Here is a 20252-nt window from a genome sequence, read left to right on the forward strand (position 1 = left end):
CCATGTTCTATAACAGCCACAGATTACATTCATATTTGGGATATTTAAGCCCAAATCAATTTGAAAAACAGAGCGATTTATTAATGAAAGTTGCTTAACTGGGGTGTAACATTTTGGTTGATCACGTCATTTTGCCACTAGGTCTTATTTCAAGTACTAGGCCATCACGGTCTAGCATGGCGTTTTCCATCTTCTATCTTTAATGATTTAATCTTTGCATCTGAAAGCATTTGTAATTACCTCAACTAAGCGGCAACTTTGAATGGGGGGATAAAAAATCTTACTCAAGATCTTACCCAAAGTGCTCGCGGTTATATGCGAAAAATAACGAATAGTTGAGAAGTTTTTGAGAAGTAGATGTCAATGTTATTACAATAAGAATCAAGGAGTTATGTGCCGTTGTGAACCATTGAGAACTGTTGCAAAATGTCTCAATGGTACCGAGGGTCGGACTCGAACCGACACGATGTCACCATCACCGGATTTTGAATCCGGCGCGTCTACCAATTCCGCCACCCCGGCACGCGCGGTCATTATAACAAAGATTAAGATACTAACAATGGATTTCACAAAATTATTTATCTGGAATTCGATTTATCTTTATTTTCTCGCTATGGCTGGGCTTTATATGAACTTTATGTTTAAAACTTATTGATTTTAAACCTGTGGTCATAGCCATTTTTGAATTGAGTTTTTAATCCAGTTTGACATTTTGAACCACTTAATTAAATAATGACCTAAAATATGAGTTATAGTTGATTTGAAGTTTGTTGAATGAGGTATGCATGAATAAGTTCAGCTCTTTTGTTTTAGGAATAACTTTATTCACCTTTAGTGTTGCAGGGTATAGTACCCATTGCCCCGATCCCAACACAACTTCTTTAAAATGGGGGGTTCCGCCATCTCCGTGGGTAGAAAATCCTTTTTCTTTGAACAGACCCCAAGGTGACGAAAACACACGTTTCGTAAAAGCGAATATTCTTGTTGCCCGATATGGTCAGGGAGTAACCTGCACTTATAGAAACTCTGTGGGTGATTACTCGATCTGGTGGCAGGTTTTGACAAAAATTCCAGCACGCTCTGATAATAGCTGGATAGATACATTAGGTGGTTATGTCTGTACGGAAGGATTAACTCAATGCCAGTTTTATGTTGCAGATACTTCTGAACGTTAATCTCCATTGATTGATTTGTAAACACTTGAGCCTGTGGCTATACTTAACTTGGATTATCCTACCGGAATCTGAATGAGGGTATAAGTCGTGGATGATATAGATAAAGGAAGCCATTTAAACCATGATGAGCAGGACAGCTCTGATGCTGTGAAACATCAAATGGATGAACTTTCACCAAAAAATGAAGTGTTTAAAGAACTGGTGCTTCGTAAGCTCATAGATATCAGGGATAAAGAGGTGCAACCTCAATTATATGACAAGCATCGCCCTGAACGAAATCCACACATCCAAAGTGCAAACTTTATCTACGCTTTGATATTTAAGGTTAAAGATGATTTAAAAGCGCCAGGTGATGTGATGAAGTTTGTTTTGGATCTGGAAGACAAGTATCCTCTGGCGGTTCCAACAATTACTGAAGTTAAGGAAATGTTGAATTCCTTAATTGTTAAATAATGGCTCAGGAGTTCATTTGTTTTAGCCAGAACAGTAAACAGGGCGTATACGTTAGGTACACACCACTATTCAATTGTATAAACCGAAATGTCTGGGATTAAATGCGATCTTCTGTGATATTAATCATCATTTCCAGGGCTTTTTTAGCATTATCTATAACCCATTGCTGATCATTGACCGGAAGTCTGTTTCGGGTTCCTGTAAATTCGTTAACAACATCTCCTGCTTTAACTTCGTTGTAAGCCATGTTTTTACCCTGGCGTAGCAAATCAACCAAAGCAACCAAATGAGGGGGATCATTGCGTGACATGGTAGCACAACCGCAGCCTATGCCATTTTCTTCATCCTTTTTAGGTGCTTCTGCCAGATTGACTACTTCGATTCCTAAACCTTTACAATATTGTTTCAGGTTGGCAACCATGTGATTTTCTGTGCCTATGGCATAACGTTTGGTGCCCGATCTGTCATTGACGACATGATCCCAAATGAATGCTGTAGAACCTGAATATTGAGCAACTCGAATGACGGCATTTCGACACTCTGGATGCACAATGGTGGTATAGCCTTTTTCCTGCCAGTATTCACACATTTCTGGCTGATAATGTGTATGCACAGCACATTCGCTGGCAAATAAAATCAACTCCGATTTATCGAATTGATCCAGAGTTTTTTTGTCTTGCTCCGGCAAAGAATAGCGTGCTCCTGCGGTTCCACCAGGCCAATAAGCAAGTTTATTAATTCCCAACCAATAAGCTACGTTTTCTCCCATATGTTGATCAGGGATAAACAGTATTTTTTTGTTTTGCTTTTGTGCCCACTGGAATATTTTTTTAACGTTAGAACTGGTACACACTGCTCCACCTTGTGCTCCAGTCATCGCCTTAACTCGACCAGACGTGTTCATATAACATACTGGTATAATGTTTTCAGCACCATAACGTTCATTTAAATCCATAAACGCGGGTTCAACCATAAAGTCTTTGGCAAGCATTTCCATGGTACATCCTGATTTTGGATTGGTAATGTACACCTGCTGTGATTTGTTGGCGAGTATGCTGATGGATTCCGCCATAAAATGGACTGCGGATTCGATAATGACTGATTTTTCTGGATGGTTCGCAGCCATGAGGGCTAACTGATAGGAGTCCCCAATTTTACCACCGAACTGTTCAATTAAACGAACAATATCCCCACCCATATAGTAGTGAGCAAGAAGCAGCATTTTATCACCGAAATGATCCTGCGCTTTCTTAATATAGGGTTTCATCCATTCCAATACTGTGGTCAGTTTACGATCTGGAAGTGCCTGATATTCTTCGGCATAGGGTATGAACTCTTCCTGATACCAATCAATTGGGTAATCGCTTTGGCAAATGCTCATATCATTTCGGATGTGCATTAAGGTTGTTTCTGGTTGGTAAATAGTCGAATTTTTAAACATCAAATCTACCTCAAATGTAATTGGGAACAAACATCATGTATTCATCAAGATCGAAATAGATCCCACAATCAAGTCGCGGGAGGTCGATATCTGAATTGCCAATAAATTCTAGCCTAAAGAATTATCTACAGGCCCCAGTTTGGCAATGCTTTCCTGAGCTTTTGTATTTTTACCTGGAAAATCTTCTCTAAAGTGGCCTCCACGCGATTCCCGTCGTGCTAAGGCGGCTCTGACGATTAACTCTGCATTAAGTATTATATTTCTTAACTCGATGAAATCTCGTGTAATGGAATGCTTCCAGTAATATTCTTCAATAATTTTCTTACGTTTCATTATTAATTGTAGTAGATCCTGAAGACCTGCTTCAGTACGCACTATTCCGGCATAGGAAGTCATTTCACCCCGTAAGCCTCTCCATTGGGCATTAATCTGACTGGCACGTCTGGCGTTGACTTCCCCGGGTGAACTCCAGTTTGGCACGGCATCCATTGGCTTAATTGGGGATGCTATGTCTTTTAGAGTGCATCGAGCCGCGTTTGCACCCATGACCAACGCTTCTAACAAAGAGTTACTTGCCAGCCGATTGGCGCCATGAAGTCCGGTAAACGCTACTTCACCTATAGCATACAATCGTTTCAGGTCAGTACGGCCATCAACGTCGGTTAATACTCCACCACATTGGTAATGGGCTGCAGGAACTACAGGAATCATGTCCTGGCTCATTTCTATGCCTATGGACAATAAAGTCGAGTAAATTTGGGGAAATCGTTTTTTCAGGAACGATTTGCTTTGGTGCGTAATGTCCAGATAAACGTATCCTGCCTGGCTTTGTTCTATTTCACTAAATATTGCTCGGGCAACAACATCTCTGGTGGCAAGCTCCATGTGTTCAGGAGCATACTGCTTCATAAACCGTTCGCCTGTTTCAGGATTTTTGAGCAAGGCTCCTTCGCCGCGAACTGCTTCAGAGATTAAAAAGTTGTTCAAGGAGTGGTGATGAAGAAGGGTGGGGTGGAATTGATAGAATTCCATATTGCCTACGCGAGCTCCTGCTCTGTATGCCATGGCCACACCATCTCCCGTTGCAACCATAGGATTGGTTGTATAACGGTATGTTTTTCCTGCGCCGCCAGTCGCCAAAATCACGCAATTTGCCAAAAAGGTATGGATGCGATTGTGTTGGCAATCCAGAATGTAAGCGCCTAAAACCTCTCCTTGATTATCGGTTCGGTGTGGAAGGTACTGAGTGATCAAGTTGACTGCTACGTGATGCTCAAAAAAGTCAATTTGTTTGTGTTGTCGCGCTAAATGGTTCAACGTTTGAGTTATTGTTAAACCGGTTTGATCACCGCAATTGAAGATGCGTCTGTGGGAATGTCCGCCTTCTTTCGCCAGATGAAATTCTCCATTTGTGTTCTGTTTGAATTTAACGGCATACTGTCCCAGTTGTTTTATTATGTCCGGTCCCTGACGAATAATAAATTCTACAGCGGGTTGATAACATAACCCATCACCGGCTAGCAGAGTATCGGAAACATGGGATTCGAGTGAATCCTCAGGGGAAAAGGCAGCAGCAATTCCACCTTGTGCATAACGGCTATTGCATTCAATTGATTCTGCTTTGCTGATTAATGCGATCTTTAATTGGGGCTGGATTTCCAATAATTGCAGGCAATAATGTAATCCAGCTAATCCGGTACCTATAACAAGAACATCGTATGTAAAGGCTTGCCCCTGTTGTGATAAGGTATCGTTCATGAAAAGGCCTTAACTAACTGTATCGCCAGACCTGTATAGGATTCTGGAGTCAGACAAGAGAGTTGTGCTTTTGCCTCCTGGGGAATGGACAGATTATTGATAAAATGTTTCAGGCTCTCTGCATCAATACCTTGACCACGTGTCAGTGCTTTTAATTGTTCATAAGCATCCGGCACGTTATAACGGCGCATTACCGTTTGAACTGCTTCAGCCAAAACTTCCCAATTCGAATTTAAATCTTCATCGAGGGCCGTTTTATTAATTTGTAATTTATCGTTACCTTTGGTGATGGAGTAATAGGCGATTAAACTGTAAGAAAAAGCCACGCCTAAATTACGTAACACGGTAGAATCTGATAAATCCCTCTGTAGACGTGACTGGGTCAGTTTATTGGAAAAATGAATGAACAGGGCGTTTGCCAGTCCCAAATTTCCCTCGGCATTTTCAAAATCAATCGGGTTTACTTTATGAGGCATTGTTGAAGAGCCTACTTCAGCGGCAATAGTCTTCTGTTTGAAATAACCCAGAGAAATATAACTCCAAATGTCTTGGGTGTAATCCAGGAGAATATTATTGATTCGTACCATGATCTGCGATACTTCAGCGATACCATCATGGGGTTCAATCTGAGTCGTGTAGGGATTGAACGATAAACCGAATGAGGTAACGAAATTAGCGCAATGCTTACGCCAGTCAACCTCTGGATAGGCAATAAGGTGTGCATTGTAGTTGCCCACTGCACCATTGAATTTTCCAGGGATCAGCACTTCAGCCAATTGTTGCTGAGGTCTTTTAAGTCTGGCAACGAAATTAACCAGTTCCTTACCCATAGTTGTTGGCGTTGCAGGTTGACCGTGTGTTCTGGACAACATCGCTGCATCACAATGCTGTTTGCCAAGCAAGGTGATGCTGCCCATAATTTCAGCCAGAGTAGGTTGTATAACCTGTGCAATGGCTTGTTTTACCATAAGTGCATAAGCCAGGTTATTAATGTCTTCAGAAGTGCAGGCAAAATGAATGAATCCAACGATGGATTTGAGTTGTTCATGATTCTGAAACTTATCTTTTAAATAGTACTCAATGGCTTTTACATCATGATTTGTTTGCTTTTCTAATTCTTTAATTTTTCCTGCTTCAGCTTCATCAAAATGTTCAATAAGTGCAGCAAGAAATGCTTTTGAGTTCGCGTTTAATGGAGGTACTTCAGTAATTGTCTCATTTGCTGCCAAAGATTCAAGCCAGCGAATTTCAACCATCAAACGAAAATAAGTTAACGCAAATTCACTAAAATAAGGACTTAAGGACCTTGTTTTATTGATATAACGACCATCTATGGGGGAGATTGCGTTTAAAGCTGAAAGTGTCATAGGTAGCCTACCCAAATAAGAAAGCATATATAATATTAGATGCGAGGCAAGATGTGAATTAAAGTGAGAAATTTTATATCATAATTAACACATTTTTGTTCCATGTGCGTATAATAGTCGCAATTTCTAATAAGTTGGTTCAATTTTATGAAAACTATTATCGAGTCCTACCAGGCTGGGTTATTCCAAAAAAAATATTGGCTACAAAATATTGTTTCTGGATTAATCGTTGGCGTGGTTGCTTTGCCCCTTGCAATGGCTTTTGCCATCGCTTCAGGAGCCAAACCGGAACAAGGTTTGTACACTGCTATAATTGCTGGATTGGTTGTTTCGATAATGGGGGGAAGCCGGTTGCAAATTGCAGGCCCCACTGGCGCATTTATCGTAGTGCTTGCCGGGATTACTGCCAAATACGGAATATCAGGATTGCAAATTGCCACATTAATGGCTGGTTTTATGTTGTTGTTCTTTGGTCTTGCACGCCTGGGCGGTATAATTAAGTTCATACCCAGCCCAGTCATTATAGGCTTTACCTCGGGGATTGCTGTAGTGATTTGGGTCGGGCAGTGGCAATATTTTTTAGGGTTACCCCCAACAACCGGTGCACATTTTCATGAAAAATTGTGGCACCTGATTCAATCGTTTCCACAATTAAACATACCTACCGCACTATTGGGGTTCTGTTCATTATTCATGGTTATTTTTTCCAACAGAATCCCCGGATTAAAACGTGTCCCAGGCCCATTGATTGCTTTGGTAGTCGCAACGGTTTTTCAATCTGTATTTCATTTTGAAAGTGTTGCTACTATAGGTACTATGTTTGGCGGGATTCCTCAGGGTTTGCCTACTTTTGAATTACCTTCCATAAATCTGGATCGCATTATTGAACTGGTTGGTCCAGCTTTTACCATTGCCATGCTTGGCGCAATTGAATCTTTATTATCTGCTGTTGTGGCTGATGGTATGTCTGGTACGCAACATAATTCCAATAGAGAGTTGGTTGGGCAAGGATTAGCAAACATCCTGACGCCTTTGTTTGGCGGATTTGCTGCAACTGGTGCGATCGCGCGTACAGCAACCAATATCCGTAATGGCGGAAACAGCCCATTAGCTGGAATAATTCATGCTGTGACGTTAATTTTGATTGTTTTATTTTTAGCGCCTTTAGCCGTAAATGTTCCGCTTGCTGCGCTTGCCGCTATTTTATTTGTAGTTGCCTGGAATATGAGCGAAGTTCATCATTTCGTTAAAATCATCAAATTGGCGCCAAGAGCGGATGTAGCGATTTTACTGGTAACTTTCTGCTTAACTGTTTTTGTCGATTTGGTTGTGGCTGTAAATATCGGGGTGATTATTGCCATCCTTTTGTTTATGCGTCAAATGGCTTTAGGCGTCGAAGTGCAGCAAATGTCACAGGCTGATCTCTCTCAGGAATTGGCAAAACAAAATCTGGATGAATTACCTCCTGGTGTGTTGGTCTATGCCATTGAAGGTCCTTTTTTCTTTGGGGCAGTAGAAATTTTTCAGCGAGCATTAGCATTCACCCATACAGACCCAAGCATCTTGATTATTAGAATGCGATGGGTGCCCTTTATGGATGTCACCGGATTGCAAACTCTTGAGGAAGTTATTGCGGGACTACATCAACGTGGAGTGCGCGTAATTTTAAGCGGTGCTAATGATTCCGTTGAGGAAAAATTACGTAAAATAGGTATCCTCGCTATGATTGGTGAATCAAATTTCTTTAAAGATTTTTCCAAAGCTCTCGCTGCTTGCCATAAGGATATGACTGGCACAAAAAAACAGGATAAATTTGAGGGTTCGGGCAATATCCCTGAAGTAAGTATTGGGACCTAGAAACTTTAAGACCATCTATTATATTGATAAGGGCGCTTTGCGCCCTTATTGTTTAGTCATCCATTGATTTGAACTGATGGATTATATTTCCTGCGAGATGCTGGTAGGAATTTAAAGATAAACTGTCTTTTAGTTCATTAAAGTTAATGTCGTTTATGGGAATCATTCTGATATTGGCTTCATTGATGCTACGGAAATAGATGGTTTTTGTACCGAGATCAAAAACCATACTCAATTGTGTAGGTGAAGAAGTTCCGGGCGCTTGCGCGACATGTCCCAAGCTATTGAAGGCATATGCAATATGTTCCTCATTCGCTACATAACCAGGCAATTTTTTGAGGAAATGTGCAGCTCTCACAAAACGTGATTTTGAATCATATCCTCCCGGAAGAGGTTTATTGCCCCCGAACCCACCATACTCATCAAGAACAGCCAGTGCTGAGGCATAGTCTATATTGGTTAGCACCGGAGGTATTAGATTATCCTGAGTGTGAATGACCAATTCGCCATTTAAATATTCAAGAACAGCGGATTTGCCTTCTGCATCGTTGATCATCAGGTGAAGATTCATACCTACATTACGGTAATTATTGGGGAGCAATTGATAATTGGAACTGTCATCAAGTACTTCCTGTACATTTTGGAAATTATCCAGAACATACTGTACCCACTCAGATGTGCTTAATGCAGGTTTATCGCTACTGATTGAATAACGAGAAGAACTCAGGATAAGTGCTGAAGCGGTGAGTCCTTTTTCATTCATTCCATCTGCGGCAGGTCCTGGTTTAAAGCGGCTGCCACCATGAAACACTACACTACCGTAACGGCTCTTCCAAATGAGAGGGTGATATTGATGACTGTCAACACTGGAAACCATCAGAGTATCGCGTGGATGAATTACTACGGTACCTTCCCTGTATTTCCAGTCTAAATTGACTGCAACAGTTGCGGGCTTGTTTTTATTAAAAACCAAGGCAGAACAGGCTATGCTGGAAAAGGAGATCGTATTTAAAGATAAGGCAACAGAAATGAGTGCTATACGTTTAAACATGGTAACTTCCTTGTGATAATTGAACTTTTGAATAGGCTTAAGTGCACCTGTTCATCCTGAAAACTTACAGCAATTTATAGTAACGCACAATTAAGCTGTATTGACAATTCCGATTTCAAAATCTCACTTTGTACGATTTCAACCAAAGAAGGATCGGGGCGCGTTATTATTGTTGTCATGGGGCTGTTGACAATTCAAGTTTCGACGTCCCGCGAACAAGTCGCGGAAAGTAGGCTTGAATATAATGAAATGTCAACAGCCCCATGTTTATTTGCCTTCAGTTAGAGCAACTTTCAAAGACATTGAAGGTTCTAATTCCAATAGGCTGACAATTTAAGTAGAATGGCTATCATTTTATGAATTTGGGGTTGATATGACGGTTAAACTACATACTATCGATTTGGCGCAACTTGGAATGCGGGACCTGGAGCAAGTAGGCGGTAAAAATTCTTCTCTAGGTGAAATGATCAGTCATTTATCCTCAGCTGGTGTTTCTGTTCCCGGTGGATTTGCAACTACTGCGGATTCTTTTCGGGAATTCTTATCTCGTGATGGCCTTGATAAGAAAATCTATGAACAATTATCTTCCCTGGATACAGATGATGTGTGTCAATTGGCTGTAGTAGGTAAACACATTCGAGAGTTGATAGTGAATACCCCCTTTACCCCTGAATTTGAACATGCTGTTCGTGCATCTTATAAAGAGTTGGCTGATCGAATAGGTCATGATGATTTTAGCGTTGCAGTCCGCTCCTCAGCGACAGCCGAAGATTTGCCCGATGCCTCTTTTGCAGGCCAACAGGAAACATTTTTAAATGTTAAAGGGATAGATGCTGTTTTAGATTCGATTAAACATGTTTTTGCGTCATTGTTCAATGACAGAGCTATAGCGTATCGTGTTCATCATAATTTTGCACACGGTGATGTGGCGTTATCGGCCGGGATACAACAAATGATACGCAGTGATATAGCTGTCAGTGGTGTTATGTTCACCATGGATACAGAATCAGGCTTTGATCAGGTTGTCTTTATCACTTCCTCTTACGGGTTAGGGGAAATGGTTGTTCAAGGAGCAGTAAACCCTGATGAGTTTTATGTACACAAACCGGGTATTATTGCAGGACGCCCAGCTGTGATTCGCCGTAATCTGGGCAGTAAAGCATTAAAAATGATTTATTGTGATGATCCCTCTTTGGAGAGACGAGTTAAAATTGTAGACGTTGATCCGACAGAGCAATTACTTTTTTCTTTAAATGCTGAAGAAGTTGAGCAATTAGCCCGACAGGCATTAATAATAGAAAAGCATTACGGTCGTCCCATGGATATCGAATGGGCCAAAGATGGTAAAGATGGAAAATTATATATCTTACAGGCACGTCCTGAAACAGTAAAAAGCAGAGACAGCAAACAGGTTTTGGAGCGTTATACCTTACTGAAAAAAGGGGCCGTCTTAAGTGAAGGCCGCAGCATAGGGCAACGTATTGGTCAGGGCAAGGCAAAAATCATTAAAGACATTAGCGAAATGCATAAGGTGCAGCCCGGTGATGTTCTGGTTTCCGATATGACTGATCCCGATTGGGAGCCGGTGATGAAGCGTGCTTCTGCAATTGTGACCAATCGAGGAGGAAGAACCTGTCATGCGGCTATTATTGCACGTGAATTAGGAATTCCTGCAGTAGTGGGATGTGGGGATGCAACGAAAACCATTACTGACGGAGATGAAGTCACGGTCAGTTGTGCAGAAGGGGATACGGGGATTGTTTATGCTGGTTTCTTACCTTTTGAGCAAGTTCGACTTGATGTAGAAACCATGCCTGAATTACCGATGAAGGTGATGTTGAATGTGGGTAATCCTGATCGGGCATTTGCCTTTCAATCAATACCTAATTCCGGAGTTGGTTTGGCTCGGTTGGAATTTTTGATTTCCAATACAATAGGAATTCATCCCCGGGCTTTACTTGATTTTGACAGCTTGCAGGACAAAGAACTTAAGAAATTTATCTCTGAGAAAACTGTCGCCTATTCCTCACCTGTAGAATATTATATTGAACGGTTAAAAGAAGGGATAGCTACTATAGCTGCAGCGTTCTATCCCAAGCCAGTGATCGTTCGGTTATCTGATTTTAAATCCAATGAGTATGCTAATCTTGTTGGCGGTAAGTTGTATGAACCGCATGAAGAAAATCCAATGTTGGGCTTCAGAGGTGCATCACGCTATGTCTCCTCACAATTTGCCGAGTGCTTCGCTTTAGAATGTAAGGCAGTCAGACGAGTCCGGGAGGACATGGGCTTAACCAATGTGGAGGTCATGATTCCATTTGTAAGAACCGTTTCTGAAGCCAGTGATGTCATTGAGGTTTTAAAGCAACACGGACTGGAGCGTGGCAAACATGGTTTGCGGGTTATTATGATGTGTGAACTGCCATCTAATGCCTTATTGGCCAGTGAATTTTTAGAGCATTTTGATGGTTTTTCAATTGGCTCTAACGATCTGACGCAATTAACTTTAGGGTTGGATAGAGATTCGGGTTTGGTAGCCGGTCAATTTGATGAGCGCAATGATGCAGTTAAAGCTTTGTTGCATATGGCAATTGTTGCTTGTAAAAATGCAGGTAAATATATAGGCATTTGTGGACAGGGCCCCTCAGATCATCAGGATTTTGCTCAATGGCTTATGAAAGAGGGAATAGAGAGTGTCTCTTTAAATCCCGATTCTGTTTTGGAAACCTGTCTGTTTTTGGCTAAACAGTAGAGGCAGTATCTATGCATCCCCGCATTGGCGGGGAGGCATGAAAAAATGGGGTATGACAACCTTACAAAATTACAAATTAAGATGTATCAATGGGTGAGATAAACAATAAGGATAGTTCAAAACTTTTAGGGGCTGTTGACAGTTCATTCTTTTCAGGCCTTTTTTTCGCGACTTGTTCGCGGAACGTCGAAATCTGAATTGTCAACAGACTCAGGTTGCATACGGATATCATTAATTACATGAAAGGGGGCCTGAATTATGCGCAGTTCTAAATGGTGGTTTTTTGCAGTAAGCATCTGCCCGATGATTGCATTTGCCGCAGGCTCTGAAGATCATGCTGATCCAGTAGCCTCAGTTTTGCTCGGTGTAACGTGCATTTTGTTCTTTGCCATCATGGGCAGATATATTGCTCGACTCTTTAATCAACCCGGAGTACTTGGTGAATTATTGATGGGTGTTATTGTAGGGAATGTGAGTTATTTTTTTGGCAATCAACTCATTGTTATTCTGCGAGAAGGCTCTTCAATTTTTAATGTAATGAAGGAAGTTTTAAATGGAGTTTCTATCGGACAAGCTGTCAGTTCAGTGATACCGAATCCATTTTATGCGCAGCAAATCACGCAGGCATTAAGCGGTGCTGAAGGGACGGAGTATCTTAAAATTGCCTACATAGTGGATATTTTTTCGCGCTTGGGTGTTATTTTTCTCTTGTTTATGGTCGGGTTGGAAAGTTCCCTGGAGGAACTAAAGCATACTGGAAAAGAATCCATTTTAGTTGCTCTTATTGGGGTTCTGGCACCAATGATTTTGGGATTTCTGGCTGCTTATTTTTTAATACCCGCGTCACATGCTCAGGCAGATTTATTTATTGCAGCAACGTTGAGCGCCACCAGTATTGGTATCACAGCGAGAGTACTCAAAGAAATGAATAAGCTTCGCACACGAGAAGCACGAACAATTCTTGGCGCTGCAATGTTGGATGATATTTTAGGATTGATTTTATTGGCCGTGGTCAGTAGCGTGGTAATTAGTAATGCTGTTGATTTTGGAGTGGTAGTACGAATTATTATATCTTCTCTACTGTTCTTTGCTGGTACTTTGGTCTTAGGGCCAATATTTTTACGTAAATCAGTTCATTTATTGCGTCGTCTTGAGCCCTGGGAATCAAAGCTGTTTATATCGTTCATTTTTGTAATGGCTCTTTCCTGGTTGGCTTCGTTTGTGCACTTGGCCGCTATTATTGGTGCTTTCGCAGCCGGAGTGATTATTCACGATGATTATTTTAAATCACAAGAATCCCATAAATCAGAGAATCGAAGCATTCATCATTTAATTTCTCCACTAGAGTCCATTTTGGCCCCTATGTTTTTTATGGTGATAGGTCTTCAGGTAAAATTAGAAACATTCTGCAGCTGGAACGTCATTATTTTATCCAGCGGTTTGATTCTTGCTGCAATCATTGGAAAATTACTCAGTGGATTAGGAGCAAATCGTAAAGATGACCGTCTGTTGATTGGTATTGGCATGCTGCCCCGTGGTGAGGTAGGACTGGTGTTTGCGTCTATTGGACGAACATTAGGTGTGATTTCTGATGAATTGTTTTCATCAATCGTGTTGATGGTTTTAGTAACTACTTTTATCGCGCCTCCCTTATTAAAAGCGCGATATGCTAACAAGAACAAGGAACTCAAGGTTTGAAAATAGATTCGTTACAGGTAGCCTCCGATGTAAAGCGTGCTTTACTTGAGGATATAGGAACAGGTGATGTTACAGCAGCGCTGTTGCCTTCTCACCTTATCGTTGAAGCAGAGATTATTTCCAGAGAATCGATGCTAGTCTGTGGGCAACCCTGGGTTAATGAGGTTTTTGCTCAGATTGACGATAAAATTGAGATTGAATGGCTGGTTTCCGAAGGTGATTGGTTAGCCGCGCCTGCTTCTTTGTGCATTATTCACGGTACTGCGAGCAGTATTTTAACTGCGGAGCGTACGGCATTAAATTTTTTGCAGACTCTTTCTGCCACAGCAACACAAACTCATCATTATGTAGAGAAACTTCGCGGAACTGAGACGCGATTGCTGGACACCCGTAAAACGATACCTGGCCTAAGATTGGCTCAGAAATATGCGGTTCATTGTGGTGGTGGAGTGAATCATCGTATGGGACTCTACGATGCCTTTTTAATCAAAGAAAATCATATCAAAGCGTGTGGGACTATTGCTCAAGCGATAAACCTGGCCAGAAAAACGAACAAACATTTATTAGTTGAGATTGAAGTGGAAACGCTCGACGAATTGCGTGAGGCTTTTGATGCTCATCCCGACAGGATACTGTTGGATAATTTTAGTCTGGAGATGCTTATCCAGGCGGTACAAATGAATCAGCCTAAGTACTGTGAGTTGGAAGCTTCAGGTGGTATCAATAGTGAAAATATTGCTGAAGTAGCACGCTGCGGTGTAGATTTTATTTCTGTTGGGGCTATCACCAAATCAGTCAACGCAATTGACTTAAGTTTATTAGTTAGGGAAGTATTATGAGCCAGAGCATTGTATTTACTGGAGGAGGCACAGCCGGACATGTCACTCCCAATATGGCATTAATTAAAGAATTTAAAGCAGAAGGATGGGATATCAATTACATCGGTTCTGATGAGGGTATTGAAAAGGGAATGATCCAAAATCTGGGAATCCCTTTTCATGCGGTCAGTAGTGGAAAATTGCGTCGTTACTTTAGTCTGAAAAATGTGCTTGATCCTTTTAAAATAGTGATTGGAATTATTCAATCGTTTTGCTTGTTTCACAAATTAAAACCGGATGTCGTGTTTTCTAAAGGTGGGTTTGTTGCCTTTCCGGTAGTTATCGGTGCTTGGTTAAATCGAATTCCTGTGGTAGCCCATGAATCAGATATGACTCCAGGATTAGCTAATCGACTTTCTTTTCCGTTTGTGAATAAAATTTGCCTCACCTTTGATGCCGGTAAAAAGCACTTCAAAAATCAGGACAAGATTGAAGTAACCGGCACTCCGATTCGTGAACAATTATTTGCTGGCTCCAGGGCGAAAGGTCTGGAGTTGTGTGGTTTTAATAGCGAAAAACCGTGTTTGCTGGTTATTGGGGGTAGTTTAGGTGCAGGATCTATCAATCAGAGTGTGAGGGCTGCTCTTGGGCAATTAACCGAACGATTTCAAGTCATTCATTTATGTGGCAAGGGGAAAAAAGATCCTGCCTTGAATGAGATTAAAGGTTATTGTCAGTTTGAATATGCCAATGAAGAGCTTGCAGATTTGTTTGCGGCTGCTTCAGTTGTCATTTCCCGAGCTGGAGCAAATTCTTTATATGAAATACTTGCTTTAGGAAAACCGCATATCCTCATTCCAATATCTGCAACGGTGAGTCGAGGTGATCAGATACAAAATGCGCGTTATTTTCAGGGATTGGGTATCAGTGTAGTGATTCAGGATCACGCTTTGAATGCAGAAACGTTATTAGCTGCTCTCCGGGAAGTAACTAATAAGGCGAGTGATATTGATGATAAAATCAAAGCATTAAAAATTGAGTCTGCTACAGATAAAATTGTAGGAATAATCAAGGAGCAAGCACATGTTCAATCCCCAAGAACTGTATGATTATGTCAGTAAGCAATGGCAGGAAGAAATAATCCCCAGTTTATGTGACTATATTAAAATTCCTAATAAATCACCTCACTTTGATTCCCTGTGGCAAGAACATGGTTATATGGATGAAGCTGTTGCTCATATCGCTCAGTGGTGTACCGCTCATGCGCCCAAAGGAATGAAACTAGACATTTTGCGTTTGGAGAATAGAACTCCTTTAATTTTTATAGAGATCCCAGGCCAGATAGATGAAACCGTTTTACTTTATGGTCATTTGGACAAGCAACCGGAAATGTCTGGCTGGCATGAGGACTTGGGCCCATGGAAACCTGTACTGAAAAATGGTCTTCTTTATGGGAGAGGGGGGGCTGATGATGGTTATTCTGCTTATGCCTCATTAACCGCGATTCGAGCTTTGGAAGCACAGAATATTCCTTATCCTCGCTGTGTATTGATTATTGAAGCTTGTGAGGAAAGCGGCAGTTACGATTTGCCTTATTACATTGAGCTGCTAAAAGAACGGATTGGCAAACCTTCTCTGGTTATCTGTCTTGATTCGGGTGCAGGTAATTACGAACAACTTTGGATGACTACTTCTTTGCGGGGAAATGTTGTTGGCGAGTTGACGGTTGAACTGATCCATGAAGGAGTACATTCTGGTAATGCCAGTGGTATTGTTGCGGACAGTTTTAGAGTAGCACGACAATTAATCAGTCGAATTGAAGATGAAACAACAGGTGAAATTAAACTCCCACAACTTTATTGCGATATTCCTGCAGAGCGAATCAATCAGGCCAAAGATTGTGCGCTGGTGCTTGGTAATCAGGTGTATACTGAATTTGCCTGGCATGATGAGGTGCAACCGGTCAGGCTTGAACAACCGGAATTAATCCTGAATCGAACCTGGCGACCTGCATTGACAGTAACGGGTGCAGACGGTTTTCCTGCTATAGCAGATGCTGGGAATGTCATGCGCCCTAAAACCGCGCTAAAACTATCCATGCGCCTGCCTCCGTTGGTCAATCCCAAAGAAGCATCCCAGGTTTTGCTGGAAACTTTAACGGTAAATCCACCGTATAATGCCAAAGTCAGTTTTCGGGTCGATGATGGGTCTAAGGGATGGAATGCTCCATCGCTTTCTGATTGGTTAGCTGAATCGGCTGATGAAGCTTCATTGACTTATTATGGTAAACCCGCTGCATACATGGGAGAGGGCGGCACTATTCCCTTTATGGGGATGCTTGGGGAGCAATTTCCAAATGCCCAATTTATGATTACTGGTGTATTGGGTCCTCACTCTAATGCTCATGGCCCAAATGAATTTCTTCATCTGGACATGGTTAAGAAATTAACATCATGCGTCTCATATGTTCTCTACAGTTTTTCTCAACAAAAATAATTAAAAATCTTCTCGACACTTAAATAAAATATTGGGATACTTTGCAGCGGCTCTGGAACGAGCCGCTTAGTCCAACAATTAGGAGAACATTATGAAAGCAAGATTCATTGCTATGTTATTGTCATTATTCGTTGTAACCCTTCCTGCTCAAGCAGATACAGTTCCTAAAAAACAACCAGAGCACCATGCTCCTTCAGCAAGCAAAATAGATCTGAATCATGCAGATCTGGCTGCGCTTACCGGTTCCTTTAAAGGTATTGGAAAGAAACGTGCTGAAGCAATCATTGCTTACAGAGACAGTCATAAGGGGTTTAAATCCATTGAAGAACTCTCTGAAGTTAAAGGCTTTGGGCAACGTTTCATGAATACTAATCGTGATAAATTAAAAGAAGTTTTTGTTATCAATTAAGTGCTTGGGGCAAGCCCCAGGATCCTTGGCATTTAGGATTAAATGCTTTGGATACTCGGGGCTTGAAATTATCATGCCATCTCGTGGCAGTAAGAGGATTACTCAATGCAGGCACAGAGTCGAGTTAAGAAGATTTCTCACTGTAACCAGGATGACGTGCTCCAATGAGATGGAGCATCCAATTCATTTGAGGATGATTGTACCGAACAGGATGAGGCATTCTTTAGTGACTGGAACACTAATAAAATGGGAAAGCCCTCAGAGACCTGACTCAACTTGATTTTTGCATCACTGTCTTAACCTCAAAATTTACGCAATTATTTAAATTTCTTACAATTCAACTGTCGATTTTTACTCAAATATAGGATAAAGTAGCATCCAAAAAGAAGAACGGGATCTTACTGCATATGTTCAGAAAATTAAGGGGGGTGTTCTCTAACGATTTGTCAATCGATTTAGGAACAGCAAATACATTGATTTATGTTCGGGATAAGGGCATTGTCCTTAACGAGCCTTCCGTGGTTGCCTTGCGTAATGAATCAGGCCAAAAGCGAGTAGCTGCCGTAGGTATTGAAGCAAAACGCATGTTAGGAAGAACTCCCGGTAACATAAACGCCATTCGGCCGATGAAAGACGGTGTCATTGCGGATTTTTTTGTCACTGAGAAAATGCTCCAGCATTTCATCCACAAAGTTCATGAAAATAAATTTCTCAGACCAAGCCCAAGAGTTCTTGTTTGTGTTCCTTGCGGTTCTACTCAGGTTGAGCGGCGAGCGATTCGTGAATCAGCTATGGGTGCAGGAGCACGGGAAGTGTTTCTTATTGAAGAACCTATGGCTGCTGCTCTGGGTTCCGGAATGCCAGTCGAAGAAGCTAGCGGATCCATGGTTGTAGATATTGGTGGTGGAACTACTGAAGTGGCCATTATCTCCCTGAGCGGTATTGTGTATCATCAATCCGTACGGATAGGCGGTGACAAATTTGATGACGCTATTGTCTCTTATGTTCGTCGTAATTACGGTACGTTGATTGGTGAAACGACAGCAGAGCGCATTAAACATGAAATCGGTTCTGCATTTCCAAGTCGTGATTTGTTTGAGATTGAAGTGCGTGGAAGAAATCTCGCTGAAGGAGTCCCACGTAGTTTTACTTTGACAAGTGCAGAAATTCTCGAGGCATTACAAGAACCTTTATCAGGAATAGTAGGTGCGGTTCGAGCAGCATTAGAGCTGGCTCCACCCGAATTGGCAGCGGATATAGCTGAACGTGGTATGGTTTTAACCGGGGGTGGTGCCTTGTTGAAAAACATAGACACTTTACTGATGGAAGAAACAGGGTTACCTGTATTAATTGCTGAAGATCCATTGACCTGTGTAGCACGTGGTGGTGGTAAAGCTTTAGAAACCATGGATTTGCGCGGCGGTGATTTCCTCTCAACAGAATAGTAAACACAGTAGATTATTTATTAAGGGCGGGCACAGTTCTATTGGATTTGTGTTGGCCCTTGTTTTTTCTATTTTTATGATGATTTCTGATTATCATTATCATTACCTGGATAATGTCCGAAGTGGTTTTTCTTTAGTTGTTTCTCCTTTACAGTATGCTGTTGATTACCCGGTTCGGGTTGTTGGCTGGGTTCAATCTTTAGTCAGTGCCAAAAAAGCATTAATCGATGAAAACATGCAGTTACGTTATCAGCAAACCATGCTGGAAGCTGAGTTGCAAAAATTATTAGTGATCCAGAAGGAAAATTCACAATTAAAAGAATTATTATTGACCTCGTCCCAGGCTGATATGCGGGCTATGGCTGCGCAAATTCTTGCAGTCGATACCAGCAATTCTCGGCAGATAGTGGTTTTAAACAAGGGAAAACGTGATGGGGTTTATTCTGGACAACCGGTGCTTGATGCAAAAGGCGTCATGGGGCAGGTAATCGATGTAGGGCCAATGACCAGTACGGTATTATTAATATCCGATTCCAAGAGTGCAGTTCCGGTAAGAAATAATCGAACTGGTGAGCGGGCGATACTCGTTGGTAATAACAGTATTGATCAATTGTCTCTAATTAATCTACCGAAAACATCATCCATTCATCCTGGCGATGTTTTGGTGACATCCGGTTTAGGGCGACGATATCCGGAAGGGTATCCAGTGGGGCTTGTTGAGCGGGTCAATAGTATTCCTGGTGAAGATTTTGTAAAAGTAATGGTAAGTCCTGTTGCTCTGCTGAATCGTAATCGTCTGGTGCTTTTAATTTGGCCCGATCTGGAGCAAGAGGAATTAACTTCTCAAATCAATGAGCGATTGAATGCTGAGGAATCTGCCTGATGAAGAATCTTTATCTGCGATTAGGGGTAGGATTTCTTGGGGCTTTGGTATTATCGATTTTGCCAATGCCTGAGTTTTTGTCTGCTTTTCGTCCGCCCTGGGTTTTGTTATTAGTATTGTACATTGAGTATTATTTGCCTGGGAACTTCAGGTTGACCACTTTATTATTTACGGGTCTTTTATTGGATGTGCTTCTTTCTACAGTAATCGGAGAACATTCATTTGCATTCCTGCTGGTGACCTGGATTGCTTCGAGCAAATCAAGACGATTTCAATTTTTCTCCATGATACAGCAAATATGCCTTATAGGATTCTTTTGCCTTTTATATCAATCCGTCATTTCGTTTATCGACGCGATGTTAGGTTTTCACTACAGCCTGCTTATGCCGCTTGCAAGTGCGGTATTGGGAATGTTTTTCTGGCCCTGGATAAGATTATTGGGCGATGGATCTTTATTAAGCCGTTTGGCTTATCGATGATTGGCACTTTGATCTGGTTGAGTTTATTCGATTCATAATGCACATCTGACGAGGCTTTGCCATTTAATTCAGCATTTTCGCATAGGAGCTATTGACAATTCAAGTTTCGACTTCCCGCGACTTGTTCGCGGGATCCAGTTCAATCTTTTTAATCGCAATATATTCTTGTT

Annotated in this window: 17 protein-coding genes and 1 tRNA gene; 13 read left to right on the top strand and 5 right to left on the bottom strand. The window is 41.5% G+C overall.

Annotated elements, in window-relative coordinates; all coding sequences use genetic code 11:
- Window positions 1-98, top strand: a 98-nt coding sequence (locus ELY21_RS16050; RefSeq protein WP_370272436.1) for an IS3 family transposase, incomplete at its 5' end; no start/stop codon positions are given.
- 337 nt (window positions 99-435) lie between these two features.
- Here ELY21_RS16050 and ELY21_RS12110 read toward each other — a convergent pair.
- Window positions 436-522: transfer RNA gene (locus ELY21_RS12110), tRNA-Leu, on the bottom strand.
- 263 nt (window positions 523-785) lie between these two features.
- On the opposite strand from ELY21_RS12110, the gene ELY21_RS12115 reads away from it, so the two are divergent.
- Both ELY21_RS12115 and ELY21_RS12120 read left to right on the top strand, forming a co-directional pair.
- Window positions 786-1175, top strand: a complete 390-nt coding sequence (locus ELY21_RS12115) for a DUF3757 domain-containing protein (protein WP_127109837.1) — start codon at window positions 786-788, stop codon at window positions 1173-1175.
- 87 nt (window positions 1176-1262) lie between these two features.
- Window positions 1263-1628 (top strand): hypothetical protein, encoded by a 366-nt coding sequence (locus ELY21_RS12120; protein ID WP_127109839.1) that lies wholly within the window; start codon window positions 1263-1265, stop codon window positions 1626-1628.
- A 97-nt stretch (window positions 1629-1725) separates the two neighbouring features.
- Here ELY21_RS12120 and nadA read toward each other — a convergent pair whose 3' ends face one another.
- From nadA to purB, 3 genes are all read right to left on the bottom strand, one after another.
- Window positions 1726-3069 carry a quinolinate synthase NadA gene (gene nadA, locus ELY21_RS12125; RefSeq protein ID WP_127109841.1) on the bottom strand — a complete coding sequence of 448 codons (1344 nt, stop codon included), beginning with the start codon at window positions 3067-3069 and terminating at the stop codon, window positions 1726-1728.
- Between the two features lie 108 nt (window positions 3070-3177).
- Window positions 3178-4827, bottom strand: a complete 1650-nt coding sequence (nadB, locus tag ELY21_RS12130; protein ID WP_127109843.1) for an L-aspartate oxidase — start codon at window positions 4825-4827, stop codon at window positions 3178-3180.
- Window positions 4824-6194, bottom strand: coding sequence for an adenylosuccinate lyase (gene purB / locus ELY21_RS12135; RefSeq protein WP_028385097.1), 1371 nt, complete (start codon window positions 6192-6194; stop codon window positions 4824-4826). Before purB ends, nadB begins: the two co-directional genes overlap by 4 nt.
- Window positions 6195-6341: 147 nt before the next feature.
- On the opposite strand from purB, the gene ELY21_RS12140 reads away from it, so the two are divergent.
- Window positions 6342-8051 carry a SulP family inorganic anion transporter gene (locus ELY21_RS12140; protein WP_127109845.1) on the top strand — a complete coding sequence of 570 codons (1710 nt, stop codon included), beginning with the start codon at window positions 6342-6344 and terminating at the stop codon, window positions 8049-8051.
- Window positions 8052-8103: 52 nt separating this feature from the next.
- Here the strand turns inward: ELY21_RS12140 and ELY21_RS12145 are convergent, their stop codons facing one another.
- A complete protein-coding gene (locus ELY21_RS12145) occupies window positions 8104-9102 on the bottom strand; it encodes a linear amide C-N hydrolase (protein WP_127109846.1) in 999 nt (332 codons plus the stop codon).
- A gap of 373 nt (window positions 9103-9475) precedes the next feature.
- Here ELY21_RS12145 and ppsA point away from each other — a divergent pair, with 373 nt between their 5' ends.
- The 9 genes from ppsA (at window position 9476) to mreD (ending at window position 20082) form a co-directional block, all read left to right on the top strand.
- A complete protein-coding gene (gene ppsA, locus ELY21_RS12150) occupies window positions 9476-11854 on the top strand; it encodes a phosphoenolpyruvate synthase (RefSeq protein WP_127109848.1) in 2379 nt (792 codons plus the stop codon).
- A 258-nt stretch (window positions 11855-12112) separates the two neighbouring features.
- Window positions 12113-13552 carry a cation:proton antiporter gene (locus tag ELY21_RS12155; RefSeq protein ID WP_127109850.1) on the top strand — a complete coding sequence of 480 codons (1440 nt, stop codon included), beginning with the start codon at window positions 12113-12115 and terminating at the stop codon, window positions 13550-13552.
- Window positions 13549-14391, top strand: coding sequence for a carboxylating nicotinate-nucleotide diphosphorylase (nadC, locus tag ELY21_RS12160; protein WP_127109852.1), 843 nt, complete (start codon window positions 13549-13551; stop codon window positions 14389-14391). Before ELY21_RS12155 ends, nadC begins: the two co-directional genes overlap by 4 nt.
- Window positions 14388-15479 (top strand): undecaprenyldiphospho-muramoylpentapeptide beta-N-acetylglucosaminyltransferase, encoded by a 1092-nt coding sequence (locus ELY21_RS12165; protein ID WP_127109854.1) that lies wholly within the window; start codon window positions 14388-14390, stop codon window positions 15477-15479. Before nadC ends, ELY21_RS12165 begins: the two co-directional genes overlap by 4 nt.
- A complete protein-coding gene (locus tag ELY21_RS12170; RefSeq protein ID WP_127109856.1) occupies window positions 15454-16866 on the top strand; it encodes a M20 family metallopeptidase in 1413 nt (470 codons plus the stop codon). Before ELY21_RS12165 ends, ELY21_RS12170 begins: the two co-directional genes overlap by 26 nt.
- A gap of 91 nt (window positions 16867-16957) precedes the next feature.
- Window positions 16958-17275, top strand: a complete 318-nt coding sequence (locus tag ELY21_RS12175) for a helix-hairpin-helix domain-containing protein (protein WP_127109858.1) — start codon at window positions 16958-16960, stop codon at window positions 17273-17275.
- Between the two features lie 407 nt (window positions 17276-17682).
- Entirely contained in the window at window positions 17683-18720 is a 1038-nt protein-coding gene (locus ELY21_RS12180; protein ID WP_018577556.1) for a rod shape-determining protein, read from the top strand.
- Entirely contained in the window at window positions 18698-19603 is a 906-nt protein-coding gene (gene mreC, locus ELY21_RS12185) for a rod shape-determining protein MreC (protein ID WP_127109860.1), read from the top strand. Before ELY21_RS12180 ends, mreC begins: the two co-directional genes overlap by 23 nt.
- Entirely contained in the window at window positions 19603-20082 is a 480-nt protein-coding gene (gene mreD / locus ELY21_RS12190; protein ID WP_127109862.1) for a rod shape-determining protein MreD, read from the top strand. The genes mreC and mreD overlap by 1 nt, the downstream gene beginning before the upstream one ends.
- Window positions 20083-20252: the final 170 nt, after the last annotated feature.

The sequence above is a fragment of the Legionella sp. km535 genome (assembly GCF_003990085.1).
Taxonomy (GTDB): Bacteria; Pseudomonadota; Gammaproteobacteria; order Legionellales; family Legionellaceae; genus Legionella; species Legionella moravica.